We start from the raw sequence: 15,136 nt of genomic DNA, 5'->3' as shown, positions 1-15,136 counted from the left end.
GCCCGCGTCTGTCACGTCCGACGTCACGCCCGCGGTTGTCACGTCCGATGTCGCGCCGCTCACTGACGCCGCACCAGCACCCGCACCCGCATCCTCCGCAGCAGCCGCGGCTGACGCTGTGCCCGCGACGGATGCCGTCCTCGCGCCCGAGGCCACATCCGCATCCGCCGCATCCGCATCCGCCGCGTCCGATGCCGCGCCCGTGGGCGAGCAGGGCGGGCGCGCCGTGGACGGGGCTGAGGGGGCTGTGGGCGTCGTGATTTCGGAGCCCGAGCCACCGTCCGGCGCCGCATCGGCGCTTGCGCCCGAGGCCACGTCCGCGCCAACGTCCGCCTCTGTGCCGACATCCGCGTCAACGGCCGCGTCCGCGCCGACCACCGCGTCCGCGCGGGGCGGGCGCAGTGAGGGGCGGTGGGTGCTGCTCGCACGCGTGGCAGCCGGCGTGGCCGGTGGGTTGGCGCTCTACACCGCCTTCCCCCCGCTCGACTGGTGGCTGTGCGCCCCACTCGGCATCGCCCTGATCGTCGCGTCCCTCTACGGCGCCAGGCCCAGGAGGGTCGCCTGGCTCGGTTATCTGACGGCCGTGGTGTTCCTGTTGCCCACCCTCGCCTGGGTACGGGCCATCGGCGACGACGTCTGGGTCATGCTAGTCGGCACGGAGAGCGTGTTCTACGCCGCCATGGCCGCGCTGGCCGCGCTGGTGTTCAGGCTGCGGGCCTGGCCGTTGTGGTTCGGCGGGCTGTGGGTGGCCATGGAGTGGGCGCGCGGCCTGGTGCCCATCGGCGGGTTCCCCTGGGCGCGGGTGGCCTTCACCCAGAGCGAGTCGCTGTTCACCGAGTACGCCGCGCTGGGCGGCGCGCCGCTGGTGTCGTTCGCCGTCGCCCTGTGCGGCGCCCTGCTGGCCCACGCCGCCCTGGTCAGACCCGAAGCCGAGGCCAGGCCCGAAGCCGGCCCAAGGTCCAGGGCAGAGTGGCGCAGGGCCGTGCCCGTGGCGCTGGCGCTGGCCGTGCCGGTGCTGACCCTGGCGATCCCCAGACCCGGCGATGAGGGACGCACCGTCAACATCGGCATCGTCCAGGGCAACGTCCCGGGAAGGGGCATGGGTTTCCTGGGTGACGAACCCGCCGTTGTCCTGAGAAATCATGCCAACGAGACGAAACGCCTGGCCCAGGCCGTACGCGAGGGAAAGCTCCCCAAGCCCGACCTGGTCGCCCTCCCCGAGAACTCCACCGACATCGACCCCTACCGCGATCCGTACGCCCGCCAGATCATCCAGGACTCCGTCCAGGACGTCGGCGTGCCCACGCTGATCGGCGCCGTGGTCGCGATCGGCGAGGAGAACCGCGCCACCCGCAGCCTCGTGTGGGAACCGAAGAACGGGCCCGGCGCCTACTACGACAAGCAGCACCTGGTCCCGTTCGGGGAGTACACGCCGTTCAAGGACATCGTGCTGGCCCTGTGGCAGCGGGCGAACCTGGTCGGCAGGCAGTCGGTCGCGGGGGACAAGCCGGGCGACCTGAAGATGGGGCCGGTCACGATCGGCGCGGTCAACTGCTACGAGGTCGCCTACGACGAGACGGTGCGCGGCACCGTACGCGCCGGCGGCACCCCTCTGGTGATGCAGGCCAACAACGCCACCTACGCCCTGTCCAACCTGCCGCCGCAGCAGCTGGCCATGTACAAGCTGCGCGCCGTCGAGCACAACAGGGCCGTGGTGGCCGCCGCCACCACGGGGATCTCCGCCTACATCAGACCTGACGGTAAGGTCTCCTGGCGGACCCGCGAACTGGTCGCGGACATGAACGTGGTCAAGGTGCCCGTACGCACCCAGGAAACGATCGCCACGAGAGTGGGCGCGGCTCCTGAGTGGGCATTGATGGTGATGGGAGCGGCGGCGGCAGGAGTCGCCGCGTGGCGTGGCAGGCGGCGAGGCGATCGGATGAGGAACGACTGATGATGGAGACTCTCGGCCGGGTGCTCGTCGTCGTGCCCACCTACAACGAGCGCGACAATCTGCCCATGATCGTCGAGCGGGTCCGGGCCGCGGTGCCGGACGCCCACGTGCTCGTGGCCGACGACAACAGCCCCGACGGCACCGGCGAGGTCGCCGACGGGCTGGCCGCCGCCGACGATCATGTGCACGTCCTGCACAGGGAGGCCAAGCAGGGCCTCGGCGCCGCCTACATCGCGGGGTTCCGCTGGGGGCTGAGGGAGGGCTACGACGTCCTGGTCGAGATGGACGCCGACGGCTCGCACCAGCCCGAGGAGCTGCCCAAGCTGCTGGAGGCGCTGGCCGACGGCGCCGACCTGGCGATCGGCTCGCGTTACGTGCCCGGCGGCAAGGTGGTCAACTGGCCCCACCGGCGTGAGCTGCTGTCCAAGAGCGCCAACCTCTACACCCGGGTCATGCTCGGCCTGCCCGTACGCGACGCGACCGCCGGGTTCCGCGCCTACCGCGCCGCCACCCTGGAGAAGGTGGGCCTGTCGGGCGTCGAGTCGCAGGGCTACTGCTTCCAGGTCGACCTGACGCTGCGCACCTCCAAGCACGGGCTGCGGGTGGTGGAGGTGCCGATCACGTTCGTGGAGCGCACGGTCGGTAAGAGCAAGATGAGCGGCAAGGTCATGTCGGAGGCGTTGTGGCGCATCGGCATGTGGGGCGTCACCGGCCTGCCCAAGCGGCTGCGCGGCGGTGGCCGTAGCTGAGCGAGGTCTCAGGCGGGGCGGAACGCTTTCCGCCCGCCGGGCGTTGTTCCTGCTGTAGCGCGCGTGTGCGGAATCGAGGAAACGATGCGGCTCCTGCTCTTCCTGGCCTTCCTGGTCGTCCCCGTCCTGGAGATCTGGCTGCTCATCCAGGTCGGCTCGGTCATCGGCGGCCCCGCGACCGTGGCCCTGCTCATCGCCGACAGCCTGCTCGGCGCGTGGCTGGTGCGCCGTGAGGGGCGCAGGGCCTGGCAAGCGCTGCAGGAGGCGCTGCGCTCCGGCCGGATGCCCGACCGTGAGCTGGCCGACGCCGGCCTGGTCCTGGTGGGCGGCGCGCTGCTGCTGACGCCGGGGTTCTTCACCGACGTGTTCGGGTTCCTGTGCGTGCTGCCGTTCACCCGGCCCCTGATGCGCCGCCTGGGCGTCTGGTTCTTCGACCGCCGGGTCAAGAAGCTGGCCGCGAGCTCCCCGTACTCGCATCTCTTCCCGCCCGTCCAGGACGCCGCAGCGCCGCGCGGCGGACGGGTGGTGCACGGCGAGGTCATCCGCGAGGATCGCGACTGACTCCTTGAACGCGGGGCATGCGTCCGGGACCGGACGACTCGCGGGAGGACGCATGCCGCACGCGGAGGCGAGGCCCGCCCCGACCCGGACATCTACCTGGACCTCGCGCACCGGCTCGACGTGCGGGGACAAGGACGGTGCCCCGCTGGCGAAGTGGAGCGGTCCCGAGGGGCGATCGACGCGTGGAAGGAGCAAGGAGTTCTCCGGCCATGCCCGCCAGTACCTGCGGGGCGGGCAATTCTGGCTCCCGTCCTCCTTCGCCGCCTCCTGTGGTGGACACCCCTGTCGATCACGAAGGAGTGCGTCGAAACCAAAACGCCCGGACTGAGGTCCGCGCGCACCACACCCAAGGTCCGGGAAGCGATTCCTCCCGGGCGTAGGCGCATCACGCTAGATAGCGCTGAAGGAGTCGGCTCCCCAGGCCCTGGTGTCGTGAGCATGCGGGCATGAAGAACCCCCGGGCGGCAAGCCCGGGGGTTTCACCGTGAGAGAAGGTCAGGCGCTCTTACGACGCTGCGCCCGCAGCACCGCGAGCCGCTCGTTGAGCACCTCCTCCAGATCTTCGATGGACCGCCGCTCCAGGAGCATGTCCCAGTGTGTCCGCGGGGCCTTGACCTTCTTGGACTCCGGCTGCTCGCCGTCCACGCGTACCGCGGTCGCGCCGCACATGCGGCACTCCCAGGTCGCTGGGATCTCAGCCTCGGCTGCAAGCGGAACCTCGAAGCGATGGCCCTTAGGACAGGTGTAGGACACCTCCTGGCGCGGGGCCAGATCCGTGTTACGGTCGTTCTCGTAGCTGGTTGCCCCGAGCCGGGTGCCACGAAGCGCGCGCTCGCCCATGTCTAAATGCCTCCTACAGGGCCCCCTTGCGTGGGGGGTCTGTCTCCCACGGTGTCTAACGCTTGGTACCGTGATGGGATTCCCACCCGCGGGGTGATCCAATCGCGCTTGGGGCGTCGGTTCTTCAGACCTTCGCCGATTGGCCCCGCGTTCCGGCCCTCACCAGGGCCGCGGCCAGCCAGAGCCCGCCAAACATGATCAGGGCGCCGTGCGCGATGCGCAGCGGGTACGGGCCGAAGAACTGCGGGATGAACAGCACGAACCCCAACGCCAGCGCCATCCCGCTCCACTTGGGCAGCGTGCCGGACCGCCAGACGGAGATCGCGGCCATGACCGTGCCGGCGGCGAGCAGCACCAGCCCGGCGGCGAACATGGTGACCGCGACGGGCCCGTACCTGAACTCCTGGGCCAGCTCCATCAGCGCCGGCGCCTGGTCACGGAGCGAGCGCCGGGCGATCACGTTCAGGCCGAAGTCCTCGGCGCCGTAGTACGGCAGGGTCAGGCCCGCGCCCACCCAGGTCACCGCCGCGGCGCGCAGGGAGAGGCGGTCGCCGAGCACCTGGTGCAGGCCGAGCACGGCCAGGCCGAGCAGCACGAACCCGAGCATGGCGGCGGCGTGCCCGGCGACCCACGCGGTGGCGGCCATGGCCGCGGCGTCGTCGCCGGAGGGGCGGATCGCGGGATAGACGAGGAAGAGGATCCCGCCGGCGGCGAAGGCTGCGGAGGTGAGTCTGGGGGCCATCGATGCTCCTTTAAGAGGGCAACGCTCTGTTGCGAGAGCAATGCTCTCGTGAGGCGGCGTTGATGTCAAGAGCGGTGCTCTCTCTTCGGAGCGGCGAGCGCTGGCCGGGCCTGCTGGCGCAGCTGGCGACGTCGCCGTGATCCAGGTAAAGCCGGTCGGCTCCACGCGACCCGGACGAGCTCGCGTCGCAACTGCTCGGCGCGAGCCGGGTGCGTGGTGACCGAGCGACCGTCCGACAGCCCCGCGGCGCACGCGATCGGGTAGTGGCGCCGCGGCATCCCCGGCCGCTGCGTGCCGAAGACCTCGACGGCGCCGCCCGCCGCTCAACTGCGCAGCTGCGTGTTGAGCCGTGCGGCCTGTCGCGTGAGGTGGTCGCGTTCGGGGAGGTTGGGCGCTGATCGGGCGGCTTCGGCGTAGAGCCGTGCTGCGGTCACCAGGTCACCGTCACGCTCGTGCAGGTACGCCGCGGCGGCGGTGTGGCGGGGCAGGGAGGGGTCGAGCTGCGCCAGGGCGGCCAGGCCGGCCCGCGGGCCGTCGGCCTCGCCGACCGCGACGGCCCGGTTGAGGCGGGCCACCGGGTTGTCGGTGAGGCGCACCAGTTCGTCGTACCACTCGACGATCTGCACCCAGTCGGTCTCCTCGGCCGTGCGGGCGTCGGCGTGGAGCGCGGCGATGGCGGCCTGGGCCTGGAACTCCCCCAGCCGGTCGCGGGCGAGGGCTGCCTGGAGCACGTCGACGCCCTCGGCGATCAGGCGGGTGTCCCACAGGCTGCGGTCCTGCTCGGCGAGAGGCACGAGCCTGCCGTCGGGGGCGGTCCGTGCCGGGCGCCGTGCGTGGTGGAGCAGCATGAGCGCGAGCAGGCCCGCCACCTCCTCATGCTTGGTCCTGGCCGCCAGCTGGCGAGTGAGCCGGATCGCCTCGGCGGCGAGGTCGACGTCGCCGGAGTAGCCCTCGTTGAAGACGAGGTAGAGCACGCGCAGCACCGTGGCGACGTCACCGGGCTGGTTGAACCGGACGGATGAGACGGTTCGCTTGGCCCGGCTGATGCGCTGGGCCATGGTCGCCTCCGGCACCAGGTAGGCCTGCGCGATCTGACGCGTGGTCAGGCCGCCGACCGCGCGCAGCGTGAGCGCGACGGCCGAAGCCGGTGTCAAGGACGGGTGCGCGCACAGGAAGTACAGCTGGAGCGTGTCGTCCGCCGCCTCGGCCGGGCCGGGCACGGGCTCGCCCTCGACGCGTACCTCGCGGTGCCGTCGGGAGGTGTCGGCGCGGGCGGCGTCGAGGAACTTACGCCAGGCCACGGTGACCAGCCAGCCCTTGGGGTCCCGCGGCGCGTCGTCCGGCCACACGCGCACGGCCTCGACCAGGGCGTCCTGCACGGCGTCCTCGGCCGCCGCGAAGTCGGCTCCGCGACGGACGAGGGCACCGATCACCGCGGGCACCAGCTCCCGCAGCAGCGACTCGTTCACTCGGTCACCGTGGGCGGCGCGGCCAGGAACGGGCGTACCTCGAGCCACTCGTGGCTCGGCTTCCCGCCCGCACCCGGAGCCGCGGACAGCTCGCCGGCCAGCTCCAGCGCCCGCTCGTAGGTCTCGACGTCGATCACCATCCAGCCGGCGATCAGGTCCTTGGTCTCCGCGAACGGGCCGTCGGTGACCGGCGGCCGCCCCTCGCCGTCGTAGCGGACGAACGTGCCCTCCGGGGAGAGCGCCTGAGCGTCGACGAACTCGCCGGTGGCCTCGAGCCGAGCGGCGAAGTCATCCATGTACTGGATGTGGGCCGAAACCTCCTCCGGCGTCCACTGGTCCATCGGCACGTCGTTGACCGCTGCCGGCGCGCCACGGTAGTGCTTGAGCAGTAGGTACTTGGCCATCATGTTCTCCTTGATGCGGTACGGCCCATTGTGGCCGTGTTCACTCCGGGGACGAAGGCGCCACAGCTGGATGGGGTCTGAGGCGTGGGCGATTCACCTCAGCGCGGGCGGCCGCGCGGTGCTCAGGCGCGCTGACGCTCCTCCCGCTGCCGGACGAGTTCCTCGACCGCGCTCGGCAGAGTGGTCTCGAAGTCGATCAGTTTCGCCCACGTCGGGGTCACGACGATCCGGACCATGCCGTCGTAGTAGAGCGAACGCACCTCCGCCTCCCACTCGACCCGTTGCTCGGGCGTCATCTCGTAGGTGCTGGTCGCCTTGAGATACTCGTCCGGGATGCCATCGACGAAGTCCAGTTCGGCTCGGCCGCGGATGAGCAAGATCTTGGGCGGGTGCACCTCGGTGTCGATCGTGAGGGCAACCATCGGGTTCTCGCGCAGGGCCGGGAGCTTCGGGGCGTTCTTCGTGGTGCACATGACGATCTCCGACCCGTTCCAGGTGAACCCGATCGGGACATTGCGGGGTGTGCCGTCCTTGGCGACGTAGGCCAGGCGGGTCAGGTCGCGGGCCAGCAGTTCCTGGCTGATCGGTCGGTTCAGAACCTCGATGATCTCGTTCGGTTCCACGGTCATCCCTCTCATGTCGTTTTCCTGGTCCGCCCAGCGGGCCCATCGGCTTGCGCGCTCAACGGTGGTGACTGATGGCGGGAAGGAGACTCATGGCTCTGGTTGGTCGCAGGCCGGCCACGAGTTCCGCGCCGCGGGCTCGCAGGCCGGCGACGACGGCGTCGATGTCTTCGACGGCGAAGCCCACCTGGTCCATGCGTACGATCATGGTGGCTCTCCTTCGTCGCGCGGCCCGTCGTGGCCGCTGGTGTCCCTGGGACGGAGCCGGCGCCACATTCTCGACACCCGGAAGCGGCGATTTCCCGGCCGACAGCCGCAGGCCTGGATCGAGCGCCGCGGTACGGGCGACCGCGGCACAGGCAGACCGGCTACTGGGCGGGTGCCTCCGCGAGCGACAGGCTGTTGCCGTCCGGGTCGAGGACTTCCACGTGGCGCACCCCGTTGCCGTAGGTCTCCACGGGCTCGTGCTCGATGCCGTGCGCGGCCAGCCGGGCCAGGATGTCGTCGAGGTCGGTCACGCCGAACGTGATCATGGTGCCGCCCACCCGCGCGGCCCGCACCTGCCGGTCGTCGATGACGACCCACGCGTTCTCACCAACCTGCCACAGAAGCTCCTCGCCGATGATCTCGTCCGCCGGCCGCCCGAAGAACACCTCGAACCACTTCTGCGATGTCGCCAGGTCACGCACGCACACGACACTGTGCAAGTCCACCGGAGCCGCTCCTTCCAGTCGTTTCGAGTAAGACCACTCCCGCCCCCCGAACTCATCGGCGGCCGGTCAGGCCATCCCGGGCGACTTGACCAGGAGGGCCCGTCGCGGGCGTAGGCGTGCCGCTGGCCGTCGGCGGAGAGTCCGGCGGCCGCGGACATCGACGATGGCATCAGACATCGTGTGGGCCAGCACGGCGCCGCTCGCGCCGGCGTGCGTGTGACAGCCGCCGGAATGCCACCGCGCCTACGCTGATCCTCGCGTGAGGCCGGTCCGCGATCAAGGGCGCGCGGTGGACTTGCGATGGTGAGAGGCGCGGGCTTTGGCACGGTTCCCGCAAATGTCCATTGAGCACCAGGTCCGGCGCCGATTGCGGGAGTGGTCGTAGTAGGCCCACCGGCAGCTCGGCTCCCGGCAGGCCTTGAGCCGGGTCCACGTGCCGGCCGCCACGGCCTCGGCGACGACGGCCAGCAGTCTGGCCAGCGCGGCATCCGCCGGCACCCGGGAGCGGGCCACCAGCCGGGGCGGAAAAGTAGTCACGTCGAGCATCAGCGGGAAGTCGCGAGCGAGTTCGGCGAGTTCGGCGCGGGCAGCGGGGTTGAGGCCGTCCGGGCGCGGGCTCGAGACCGGCTCGGCGTTGTTCTCGGCGATCAGCGCGCGCAGTCCCTCGCGTATCCGTTCCGCACGGTCGCGCTGCTCGGTGTTCACGACCGCGTCGCCAGGTATCAGGTCGCGGGCGTGCAACCACTCTGCGAGCTGTTGTGGAGTTTCGATCTCGTCGCCGTCCCGGCGGCGAGTGTTGATGAACTCCTCGATCACCCGCAGCGGCATCGGCGCCGTCCCGGCCGCGAGGTTGTCCGGCACAGGCTCGGCAGCACGCTCATTCGCCATGCGGCACAGCCTAACCAACTATCGGCGATGGTAGGTTACATAACCGGCGTAACGGCTATGCCGGTTAGATCAGAGAGGCTCGCTGTTGGGCGTCGGCATCGGCTTGGTGGGCGAGGGCAACCCAGTTCTGCGTCGTCGCCGCATACACACGCTCCCGGACGCGCAACGTCGGTTTCCCACCACTACAGGAGAGACAAGACATGGCCACCGTGCAGAAAGAGATCACTATCGATGCTGACCCCGCCGACGTGTGGGCGATCATCGGCGACTTCGCCAACGGGCCCGTTCAGATGGCGCCGGGCTTGGTAACCGACAGCCGGCTGGCCGAGGCGGACGTCAGGGTCGTCGCGTTCGCCGACGGAACCGTGGCGCGTGAGCGGCTCATCGCGCTCGACGAGGAGACGCGTCGGCTTGTTTACTCTGTCATCGGTGACACCATGCAGCCGACACACGACAACGCGTCGATGCAAGTCGTCTCCCACGGAGACGGCCGCAGCCGGTTCGTATGGATTCACGACGTGCAACCGGACGACCTCGTCATCCCGATGGGCGCCGCAATGGACCATGGCTTGAGCATCTTCAAGCAGACGGTGGAGTCCTCCAGCGAGCACCTCCGTTAGGCGCGTGCCTGCGTGGCGACGGGATCGTGTCTCGCCACCGGCATGAGGCCGACGGTGTTGTGGTGATGCGGGCAGCGGGCGCAGACCACGTCGGATCACCTGCTGAAGATCAGCTGGTCGCGAGTGTGTACCGGTCGGCGAGACGGCGCAGGTGCGTGCGGAGTTCCGGCGGCCCGGTGACGTCGCAGTCCTCGCCGAGCAGGCCCAGGTAGACGCCGAGGGTCTCGACCGTGTCCGCGCCGGTGTGCAGGACACAGGTGCGTTCGTCGACGCGTTCGACTGTTCCGACCGCCGGGCTGATCCGATCGGCGACGACGTCGGCCGGCGCGTGCACGGTGACCTGCGCCCGGTAGCGCCAGGCGGCGGCGGACACCCGCCGTGACACCTGCCCGGCGACGTCGTCGCCGGGCAGGTCGCGCGGTGTGAAGCGAGGGCCGGTCGGGGTGCGGGGTCGTATCCGGTCGACGCGGAAGGTACGCCAGTCGCCCCGCTCGACGTCCCAGGCCAGCAGGTACCAGCGGCGACCCCAGTTGACCAGCCGGTACGGCTCGCCGGTGCGCACAGTGGTCGCACCGGCATGGTCGTGGTCGTCGAACCGGAGTCGTTCCCGGTCGCGGCAGAGCGCGGTCAGGATGGTCAGGATCGACGGGTCGACACGGGGACCGGCGTCGTCGCGGGGAACCGGCACCATGTAGGTCCGCAGGGTGTTGACCCGATCGCAACGCAGCTCAGGCCGAAGGCCTCCACGGCTGGGAACTGGACGCTCTGCACACCCTCATCTGCCCAGGCGACGGAGTCCAGCTCACCGTCCTGGCCGGGCATCGGCGCACCGCCTACATCAACGGCCAGCACAAGAGCCAGGCCCAGCTGGACGCCGGCGTCCGCCGCACGATCGCGATCGACTGGGTGACGCCCACCCCGGCAGAATGATCAACATGCGCGACAGCAGAAGCCCCTGCGCATTCCGGGGTCTCAAGGATCCGCTGGTGGTGGGCGCGCATCACCACGCCGGAGCACCGTTGCGCCACATCGGATACCGGTCTTGATCTCTTGGCCCGAGACCGACGCGAGCCCGGAGCCGTCGTGAACGTCTGCGGGTGCGAGGGCCTGTCCGCATGTGGCCACTCGGCCATTCTGGGGTGGACGGGCGGGGATGTAGCACTGATGCTGGTGACAGTGCTGTCATGATCATCGGCCGACTGGGAGAGTCGTATGAAGACCCGTACCTGGACTCGCCGTGCCGCCGCTTCGGCCGCCGGCCTGGCCGCCGTGCTGGCGCTGGGCATCACTCCAGCGCATGCGGATACCGTGATCCGCAAGCCGCAACAACCATCACCGCCGCAAGGGACCATGGTGCTGGTCGACGGCGAATCGGTTGGCAAGCGCCCGGTGTGAGGCGCGGCGGTCCATTGTCCCCCTGTCCGGCAGGACGGGGGGACGTCCCGTCTTCATAGCCACTCGTCCGACGGCAGGCAGACCGTGGCTCGATGAGCGGCGGACAGCCCTGGACTGTGAGCTCTGGGCCTTCATCCGACGGACCAGCGGCAGGACACCTCCGGAAGGTCCCCTGTGGGCGAGCTGCGGACCGGCAGATGTGTTTCGCGGGGCTTGCCCGCGCGACCGCAAGCGCCCGGAGGCCGGAGTGACGACGGCCGGAAACCCGGGCGAGGATTTCCGGCTGTCGCGACGTCGGCGGCGAAGGCCGAGGTCAGTTGCAGGTCGTGGTGTAGAGGTGCTTCGTCGAGCTCGCTGAACGCGGCCGCACCCCCGTCCTCATCCTGGACGAGGCCCATCTGCTGGGCCACGACCAGCTGGAGTCGCCAAGAGACCATCGACTACCTACGTCACCACCTCGCCCTGGCCGGCCGGACCGACCCCCTGTTCACCGACGACGCGGCCGCGCTGATCCACACCGCCGGCCGCGGCTACCCCTGCGCGATCAACAACCTGGCCATCCAGGCTCTACTGGCGACCTTCATCGCTGACAAGACCATCGTCGACGAATCGGCCACCCGAGCTGCCGTCAATGAAGTCATCGCCACAGAGTGACGCCGTGCCGCCCCGAAGAGGATCGTCCAATATCCCCGCTTCGGATCACATGAGCATGATGCCCAAGTAATTGGTCCATGAAGGGGACCAATTGTCATGTATTGGCTCTGTCGCCAGGCCACTATGAGGACAAGGATCGTGGCATGACCACACAACACGAAGATTCGCGTCATCTTGCTGCGGTCTCGGTGCCTGAGGCCATCGCCGCGCTCCCAGGGCCCTTCCAACAGCACAATCTGGCGATGGTGAACGACACCACCGTCGTTCGCCTGGCTCGATTGGAGGGCGAGTTCCCCTGGCATTACCACGATGAGGACGAGTTGTTCTTGTGCTGGGACGGCAGCTTTGAGATCCAATTGGAGGGGCAAGACCCGGTGGTGCTGAAGGCGGGCGAACTGTTTGTCGTTCCCAGGGGAATGAGGCACCGTCCCGTTGCCGACAAGACCGCTCATGTCCTGCTCATCGAGCACCCGGACACCAAGCAGTACGGGAACTGACGCAACGCGCCCCAAGACCCGGTCTGATCCAGCTCACCCCTCAAGGCCATTCCAGGTTTAAGAACGTCTTCTAGACGCGCCCCCCAAGGCCGATGAAAAAACCGAACCCTGACGGGCATGATGCACATCAGGCCGTCAGTCTCCACACCAAGACCCCGACAGCTTCGCCCTGTCGGGGTCTTTCAACGCCTGCCCGTCCCCATCCTGAATGACATGTTCATCACCCGCGAGGGCATGGCGATTGCCCGCTCACGCGGTCGACTCAAAGGCCGAGCGCCCAAGCTGACCGCCCGGCAGCAGGCCGAACTGGTCCGCATGCATGCCACCGGCGACTACACCATCGCCGAGCTGATGGAAGTGTTCTCGGTCGGCCGCGCCACGGTCTACCGCGTTCTCGAACGAGCCGCCGTCAGCCCAACCGGCAGAGCCGAGGGTGCTGTGCCCGCGCATTAATCACCCTACGACGTCGGCAAGCTGTCAGACGCGGCTGCACCTTCGCCAGAACCACGACGATCCGGAAGGTAACGCACAAACTCAAACTCGGCAGCCCATGCAACAATTCCGGCGTTTCCGCCTGGCAAGGAGGTCACAGGAGTGAGGCGTACTCACCCATTCCGGAATTGAACCTACTCAAGGAGTTCGAGGACCGGATCGGTGTCTTCTACTCGGAGGGCTTCGAACTCAGTCCGACGATCGGACCGACCTTGCGACTTTGTCCATCGTCGTGGCTGGCGATGAGGGCGACCTCTATGGGTAAGCAACAGTTCTTGAGTTGAGGGCGCCGAATCCTCCTCACCCTGCACGCTCACTGCCTGCGAACTGCGTCTTCTCCCGTTTGCCAGATCGATCAGCACGCCCTGAAGTAGCTTCACTCTCCGTGAAGCTTCTGTCACAGAAGTGATGAGATGGCGGCGCTGGTGAAGTCGGGAGGCGCGGGTTGGCGCTGGGAGTCGTACGAGATCTACGCGAGTATCGAGCCGCTGGCAGCGAAGAAGATCTTGCCGCCTTCGAGACCGACGTGCTGGCGGGGTTCGTGCTGGCTCGCGCGTCGGCAGGGCTGACCGACAGCACCATCCGCAACGACGCCAATCATCTGGAGCTGATCCGGGACTGGTTCGGCCGGCTGCTGTGGGAGATGCAACCCGAAGACGGCGACGTCTACTTCGGCAAGGTGTTGCGAGACGCCAAGCCCTCCACTCGCACCGGGCGAGCGGCTGCTCTGACGGTGTTCTTCCGGTTTTTGGAGCTTCGGCACAGGGTTGAGCTGCACAACCTCACTGGCCGCGTCGTCGAGTGCCCTCTCGATGAGGTCAACCGGCCGCGGTTGTCCGTGGATCCGCAGCTGCGGGTCCCACCGACCGTCGAGGAGATCGAGCAACTGTTCGCCGGGTGGCGCGAAGAGCTGCTGAGCTGCCGCAAGTTCGCCCCGGCGGCCCGCAACTACGCCGTGGCCCGGCTGGTCGCCGACGTCGGGTTACGGATCAACGAGGCCCGGATGCTCGACCTGGATGACGTGCGCTGGGAGCTGGGCCGGTTCGGCAAGCTGAACGTCCGCCATGGGAAGGGGTCTCGCCGCAAAGGGCCCAAGCCACGGCTGGTGCCCCTAATCAACGGCGCCGATCGCAGCCTGCGCTGGTTCATCGAAGACGTCCTCGGGCTCTTTGAGCTCGACCTGTCCAGTCACCGCACGCCCTTGTTCCCCTCCGAGCGGAAGAACGCTGAGGGCACATGCACCCGCGCCACGGCGGACGTGTTTCGCCGCTCCTTGATTGATGCTGTCGACCGGTATCTGCCGACCTGGTCGGGGCGGCTAACGCCGCATGTGCTGCGGCACTTTTGCGCCTCCCAGCTCTACCTGGCCGGGATGAACCTGTTCGCGATCCAAGAGCTGCTCGGCCACGCCTGGACCGGCACCACGGCCAGATACATCCACGTCCATGCCACCCATGTCGAAGACGCTTGGGTCACCGGACAGCGCCGCGTCGCCGACCGATGGAAAGGACTCACCCGATGAAATGGAACCTGCGCCTGGCGGCCGCGAACCGCGGCATCTGGAAGGCCAGCGAGTTCCAGCGGATGCTCGCCGAACGTGGCCTGGTCATCAGTGCTGGCAAGATGTCGGGACTGTGGTCGGGAAGCCCCAACGTGGTCAAGCTCGACGAGCTCGACGTCATCTGCACCGTGCTGGGCTGCGGCGTCGACGAACTGCTGATCCCCGAACCCGAGGCTGTCGCCCAGCCGCGGCACCACGACGATGACCAGAACACGGCGGTCGGCCAAGATCGGCCGGTCGCCCCGCGCACTGGGGGCGGGCGGTCGCTACCGCCTCGATGAACTGCGCACACTGCGGCACCCCGTTGCCCGAGAAGCGGCGCCGCGACCAGGTCTACTGCAGCAACGCATGCTCGGCGCGAGCATCAGAGCGTCGGCGCAAGGACGGCCAGCCGGTCCCGCCTCGCTGGCGGCACTCGGCGCTGACGGCAGACGATCCGGTGCTGCGGGCAGCGGCACGTCACGCTCAGGAACTCGGCCAAGTCGGTGGCTGGAACCCCTCGACCACCAGATGCGTGCTGGATGGGCTCGTCACGGTGCTGACCAGCCTCCCTGCAGGTGAGCGCGTCCCGCTTAGCGAGGTCCGAGCCCGGCCGCAGCGCTGGGTGTCGCGGCCTCGCCTCATCGAAGTACTCACCGATCTGGACCTGCTCCACGACGACTCCGCTCCAGCGATCAGATCCTGGATCGACCGCGTCACAAGCCATCTCGCACCCGGCTTCATCAATCCCGTCCGGCAGTGGCTGCTGGTCCTCCTCAACGGCGACACCAGGTCACGGCCCCGGTCCGCATCCAGCATCTATGTCTACTTCGGATGCATCCGGCCATTCCTCGACGATTGGGCGGCGGTGTCCGCGTACTCCTTTGAGTGCTCCATGAAGTACGGAGATATGTGCACCAGCTCAGGCGACCTCAGTGGTTTTTTCGATGTTCCTGAGCCGGTTCTTGAGCCGGTAGCTGGGGCCGTTGATGGAG

Annotated in this window: 20 protein-coding genes; 11 read left to right on the top strand and 9 right to left on the bottom strand. The window is 68.7% G+C overall.

Annotation, left to right across the window (positions count from 1 at the left end; all coding sequences use genetic code 11):
* Positions 1-415 precede the first annotated feature (415 nt).
* From lnt to ABN273_RS40135, 3 genes are all read left to right on the top strand, one after another.
* Complete coding sequence (gene lnt, locus ABN273_RS40145; RefSeq protein ID WP_349454553.1) at positions 416-1,954, top strand: apolipoprotein N-acyltransferase; 1,539 nt, start codon at positions 416-418, stop codon at positions 1,952-1,954.
* Positions 1,954-2,703 carry a polyprenol monophosphomannose synthase gene (locus ABN273_RS40140; protein WP_349454552.1) on the top strand — a complete coding sequence of 250 codons (750 nt, stop codon included), beginning with the start codon at positions 1,954-1,956 and terminating at the stop codon, positions 2,701-2,703. Before lnt ends, ABN273_RS40140 begins: the two co-directional genes overlap by 1 nt.
* Before the next feature lie 84 nt (positions 2,704-2,787).
* Positions 2,788-3,264: an FxsA family protein gene (locus tag ABN273_RS40135; protein ID WP_349454551.1), complete on the top strand. Its 477-nt coding sequence runs from the start codon at positions 2,788-2,790 to the stop codon at positions 3,262-3,264.
* 495 nt (positions 3,265-3,759) lie between these two features.
* On the opposite strand, the gene ABN273_RS40130 is transcribed toward ABN273_RS40135, so the two are convergent.
* The 8 genes from ABN273_RS40130 to ABN273_RS40095 all read right to left on the bottom strand — a co-directional run bounded on the left by ABN273_RS40130 (position 3,760) and on the right by ABN273_RS40095 (position 8,943).
* Positions 3,760-4,104 carry an RNA polymerase-binding protein RbpA gene (locus ABN273_RS40130; RefSeq protein ID WP_349454549.1) on the bottom strand — a complete coding sequence of 115 codons (345 nt, stop codon included), beginning with the start codon at positions 4,102-4,104 and terminating at the stop codon, positions 3,760-3,762.
* 124 nt (positions 4,105-4,228) lie between these two features.
* Positions 4,229-4,846 carry a hypothetical protein gene (locus tag ABN273_RS40125; protein WP_349454548.1) on the bottom strand — a complete coding sequence of 206 codons (618 nt, stop codon included), beginning with the start codon at positions 4,844-4,846 and terminating at the stop codon, positions 4,229-4,231.
* A 323-nt stretch (positions 4,847-5,169) separates the two neighbouring features.
* On the bottom strand, positions 5,170-6,315 hold the full coding sequence (locus ABN273_RS40120) for an RNA polymerase sigma factor (protein WP_349454547.1): 1,146 nt from the start codon (positions 6,313-6,315) through the stop codon (positions 5,170-5,172).
* The gene (locus ABN273_RS40115; protein WP_349454680.1) at positions 6,312-6,719 is read right to left on the bottom strand and encodes a YciI family protein; all 408 of its coding nucleotides are present in this window, start codon (positions 6,717-6,719) and stop codon (positions 6,312-6,314) included. Before ABN273_RS40115 ends, ABN273_RS40120 begins: the two co-directional genes overlap by 4 nt.
* A gap of 122 nt (positions 6,720-6,841) precedes the next feature.
* Positions 6,842-7,348: a pyridoxamine 5'-phosphate oxidase family protein gene (locus ABN273_RS40110; RefSeq protein ID WP_349454546.1), complete on the bottom strand. Its 507-nt coding sequence runs from the start codon at positions 7,346-7,348 to the stop codon at positions 6,842-6,844.
* A gap of 52 nt (positions 7,349-7,400) precedes the next feature.
* Positions 7,401-7,550 carry a hypothetical protein gene (locus ABN273_RS40105; RefSeq protein WP_349454545.1) on the bottom strand — a complete coding sequence of 50 codons (150 nt, stop codon included), beginning with the start codon at positions 7,548-7,550 and terminating at the stop codon, positions 7,401-7,403.
* Positions 7,551-7,710: 160 nt separating this feature from the next.
* Entirely contained in the window at positions 7,711-8,055 is a 345-nt protein-coding gene (locus ABN273_RS40100) for a VOC family protein (RefSeq protein WP_349454544.1), read from the bottom strand.
* A 276-nt stretch (positions 8,056-8,331) separates the two neighbouring features.
* Complete coding sequence (locus ABN273_RS40095; protein ID WP_349454543.1) at positions 8,332-8,943, bottom strand: CGNR zinc finger domain-containing protein; 612 nt, start codon at positions 8,941-8,943, stop codon at positions 8,332-8,334.
* Positions 8,944-9,143: 200 nt separating this feature from the next.
* Here ABN273_RS40095 and ABN273_RS40090 point away from each other — a divergent pair, with 200 nt between their 5' ends.
* Positions 9,144-9,563, top strand: coding sequence for an SRPBCC family protein (locus ABN273_RS40090; protein ID WP_349454542.1), 420 nt, complete (start codon positions 9,144-9,146; stop codon positions 9,561-9,563).
* Positions 9,564-9,672: 109 nt separating this feature from the next.
* Here ABN273_RS40090 and ABN273_RS40085 read toward each other — a convergent pair whose 3' ends face one another.
* Positions 9,673-10,254: a helix-turn-helix transcriptional regulator gene (locus ABN273_RS40085; protein WP_349454541.1), complete on the bottom strand. Its 582-nt coding sequence runs from the start codon at positions 10,252-10,254 to the stop codon at positions 9,673-9,675.
* Positions 10,255-10,775: 521 nt separating this feature from the next.
* Between ABN273_RS40085 and ABN273_RS40080 the strand changes: the two genes are divergently transcribed.
* The 7 genes from ABN273_RS40080 to ABN273_RS40050 all read left to right on the top strand — a co-directional run.
* Complete coding sequence (locus ABN273_RS40080) at positions 10,776-10,958, top strand: hypothetical protein (RefSeq protein ID WP_349454540.1); 183 nt, start codon at positions 10,776-10,778, stop codon at positions 10,956-10,958.
* A gap of 174 nt (positions 10,959-11,132) precedes the next feature.
* Entirely contained in the window at positions 11,133-11,612 is a 480-nt protein-coding gene (locus ABN273_RS40075; protein WP_349454539.1) for a hypothetical protein, read from the top strand.
* A 143-nt stretch (positions 11,613-11,755) separates the two neighbouring features.
* Positions 11,756-12,109, top strand: coding sequence for a cupin domain-containing protein (locus tag ABN273_RS40070; protein WP_349454537.1), 354 nt, complete (start codon positions 11,756-11,758; stop codon positions 12,107-12,109).
* Positions 12,110-12,322: 213 nt separating this feature from the next.
* On the top strand, positions 12,323-12,562 hold the full coding sequence (locus tag ABN273_RS40065; protein ID WP_349454536.1) for a helix-turn-helix domain-containing protein: 240 nt from the start codon (positions 12,323-12,325) through the stop codon (positions 12,560-12,562).
* A gap of 484 nt (positions 12,563-13,046) precedes the next feature.
* Positions 13,047-14,123, top strand: coding sequence for a tyrosine-type recombinase/integrase (locus ABN273_RS40060; RefSeq protein WP_349454534.1), 1,077 nt, complete (start codon positions 13,047-13,049; stop codon positions 14,121-14,123).
* Entirely contained in the window at positions 14,120-14,443 is a 324-nt protein-coding gene (locus ABN273_RS40055; protein WP_349454533.1) for a helix-turn-helix domain-containing protein, read from the top strand. Before ABN273_RS40060 ends, ABN273_RS40055 begins: the two co-directional genes overlap by 4 nt.
* A gap of 23 nt (positions 14,444-14,466) precedes the next feature.
* The coding region (locus ABN273_RS40050; RefSeq protein ID WP_349454532.1) for a hypothetical protein at positions 14,467-15,136 on the top strand (670 nt) is incomplete at its 3' end.

The organism is Nonomuraea sp. B19D2, assembly GCF_040137845.1.
GTDB lineage: Bacteria > Actinomycetota > Actinomycetes > Streptosporangiales > Streptosporangiaceae > Nonomuraea.
Note: the sequence above shows the minus strand (reverse complement) of the source record. Positions and strands in the feature narration are given on the sequence as shown.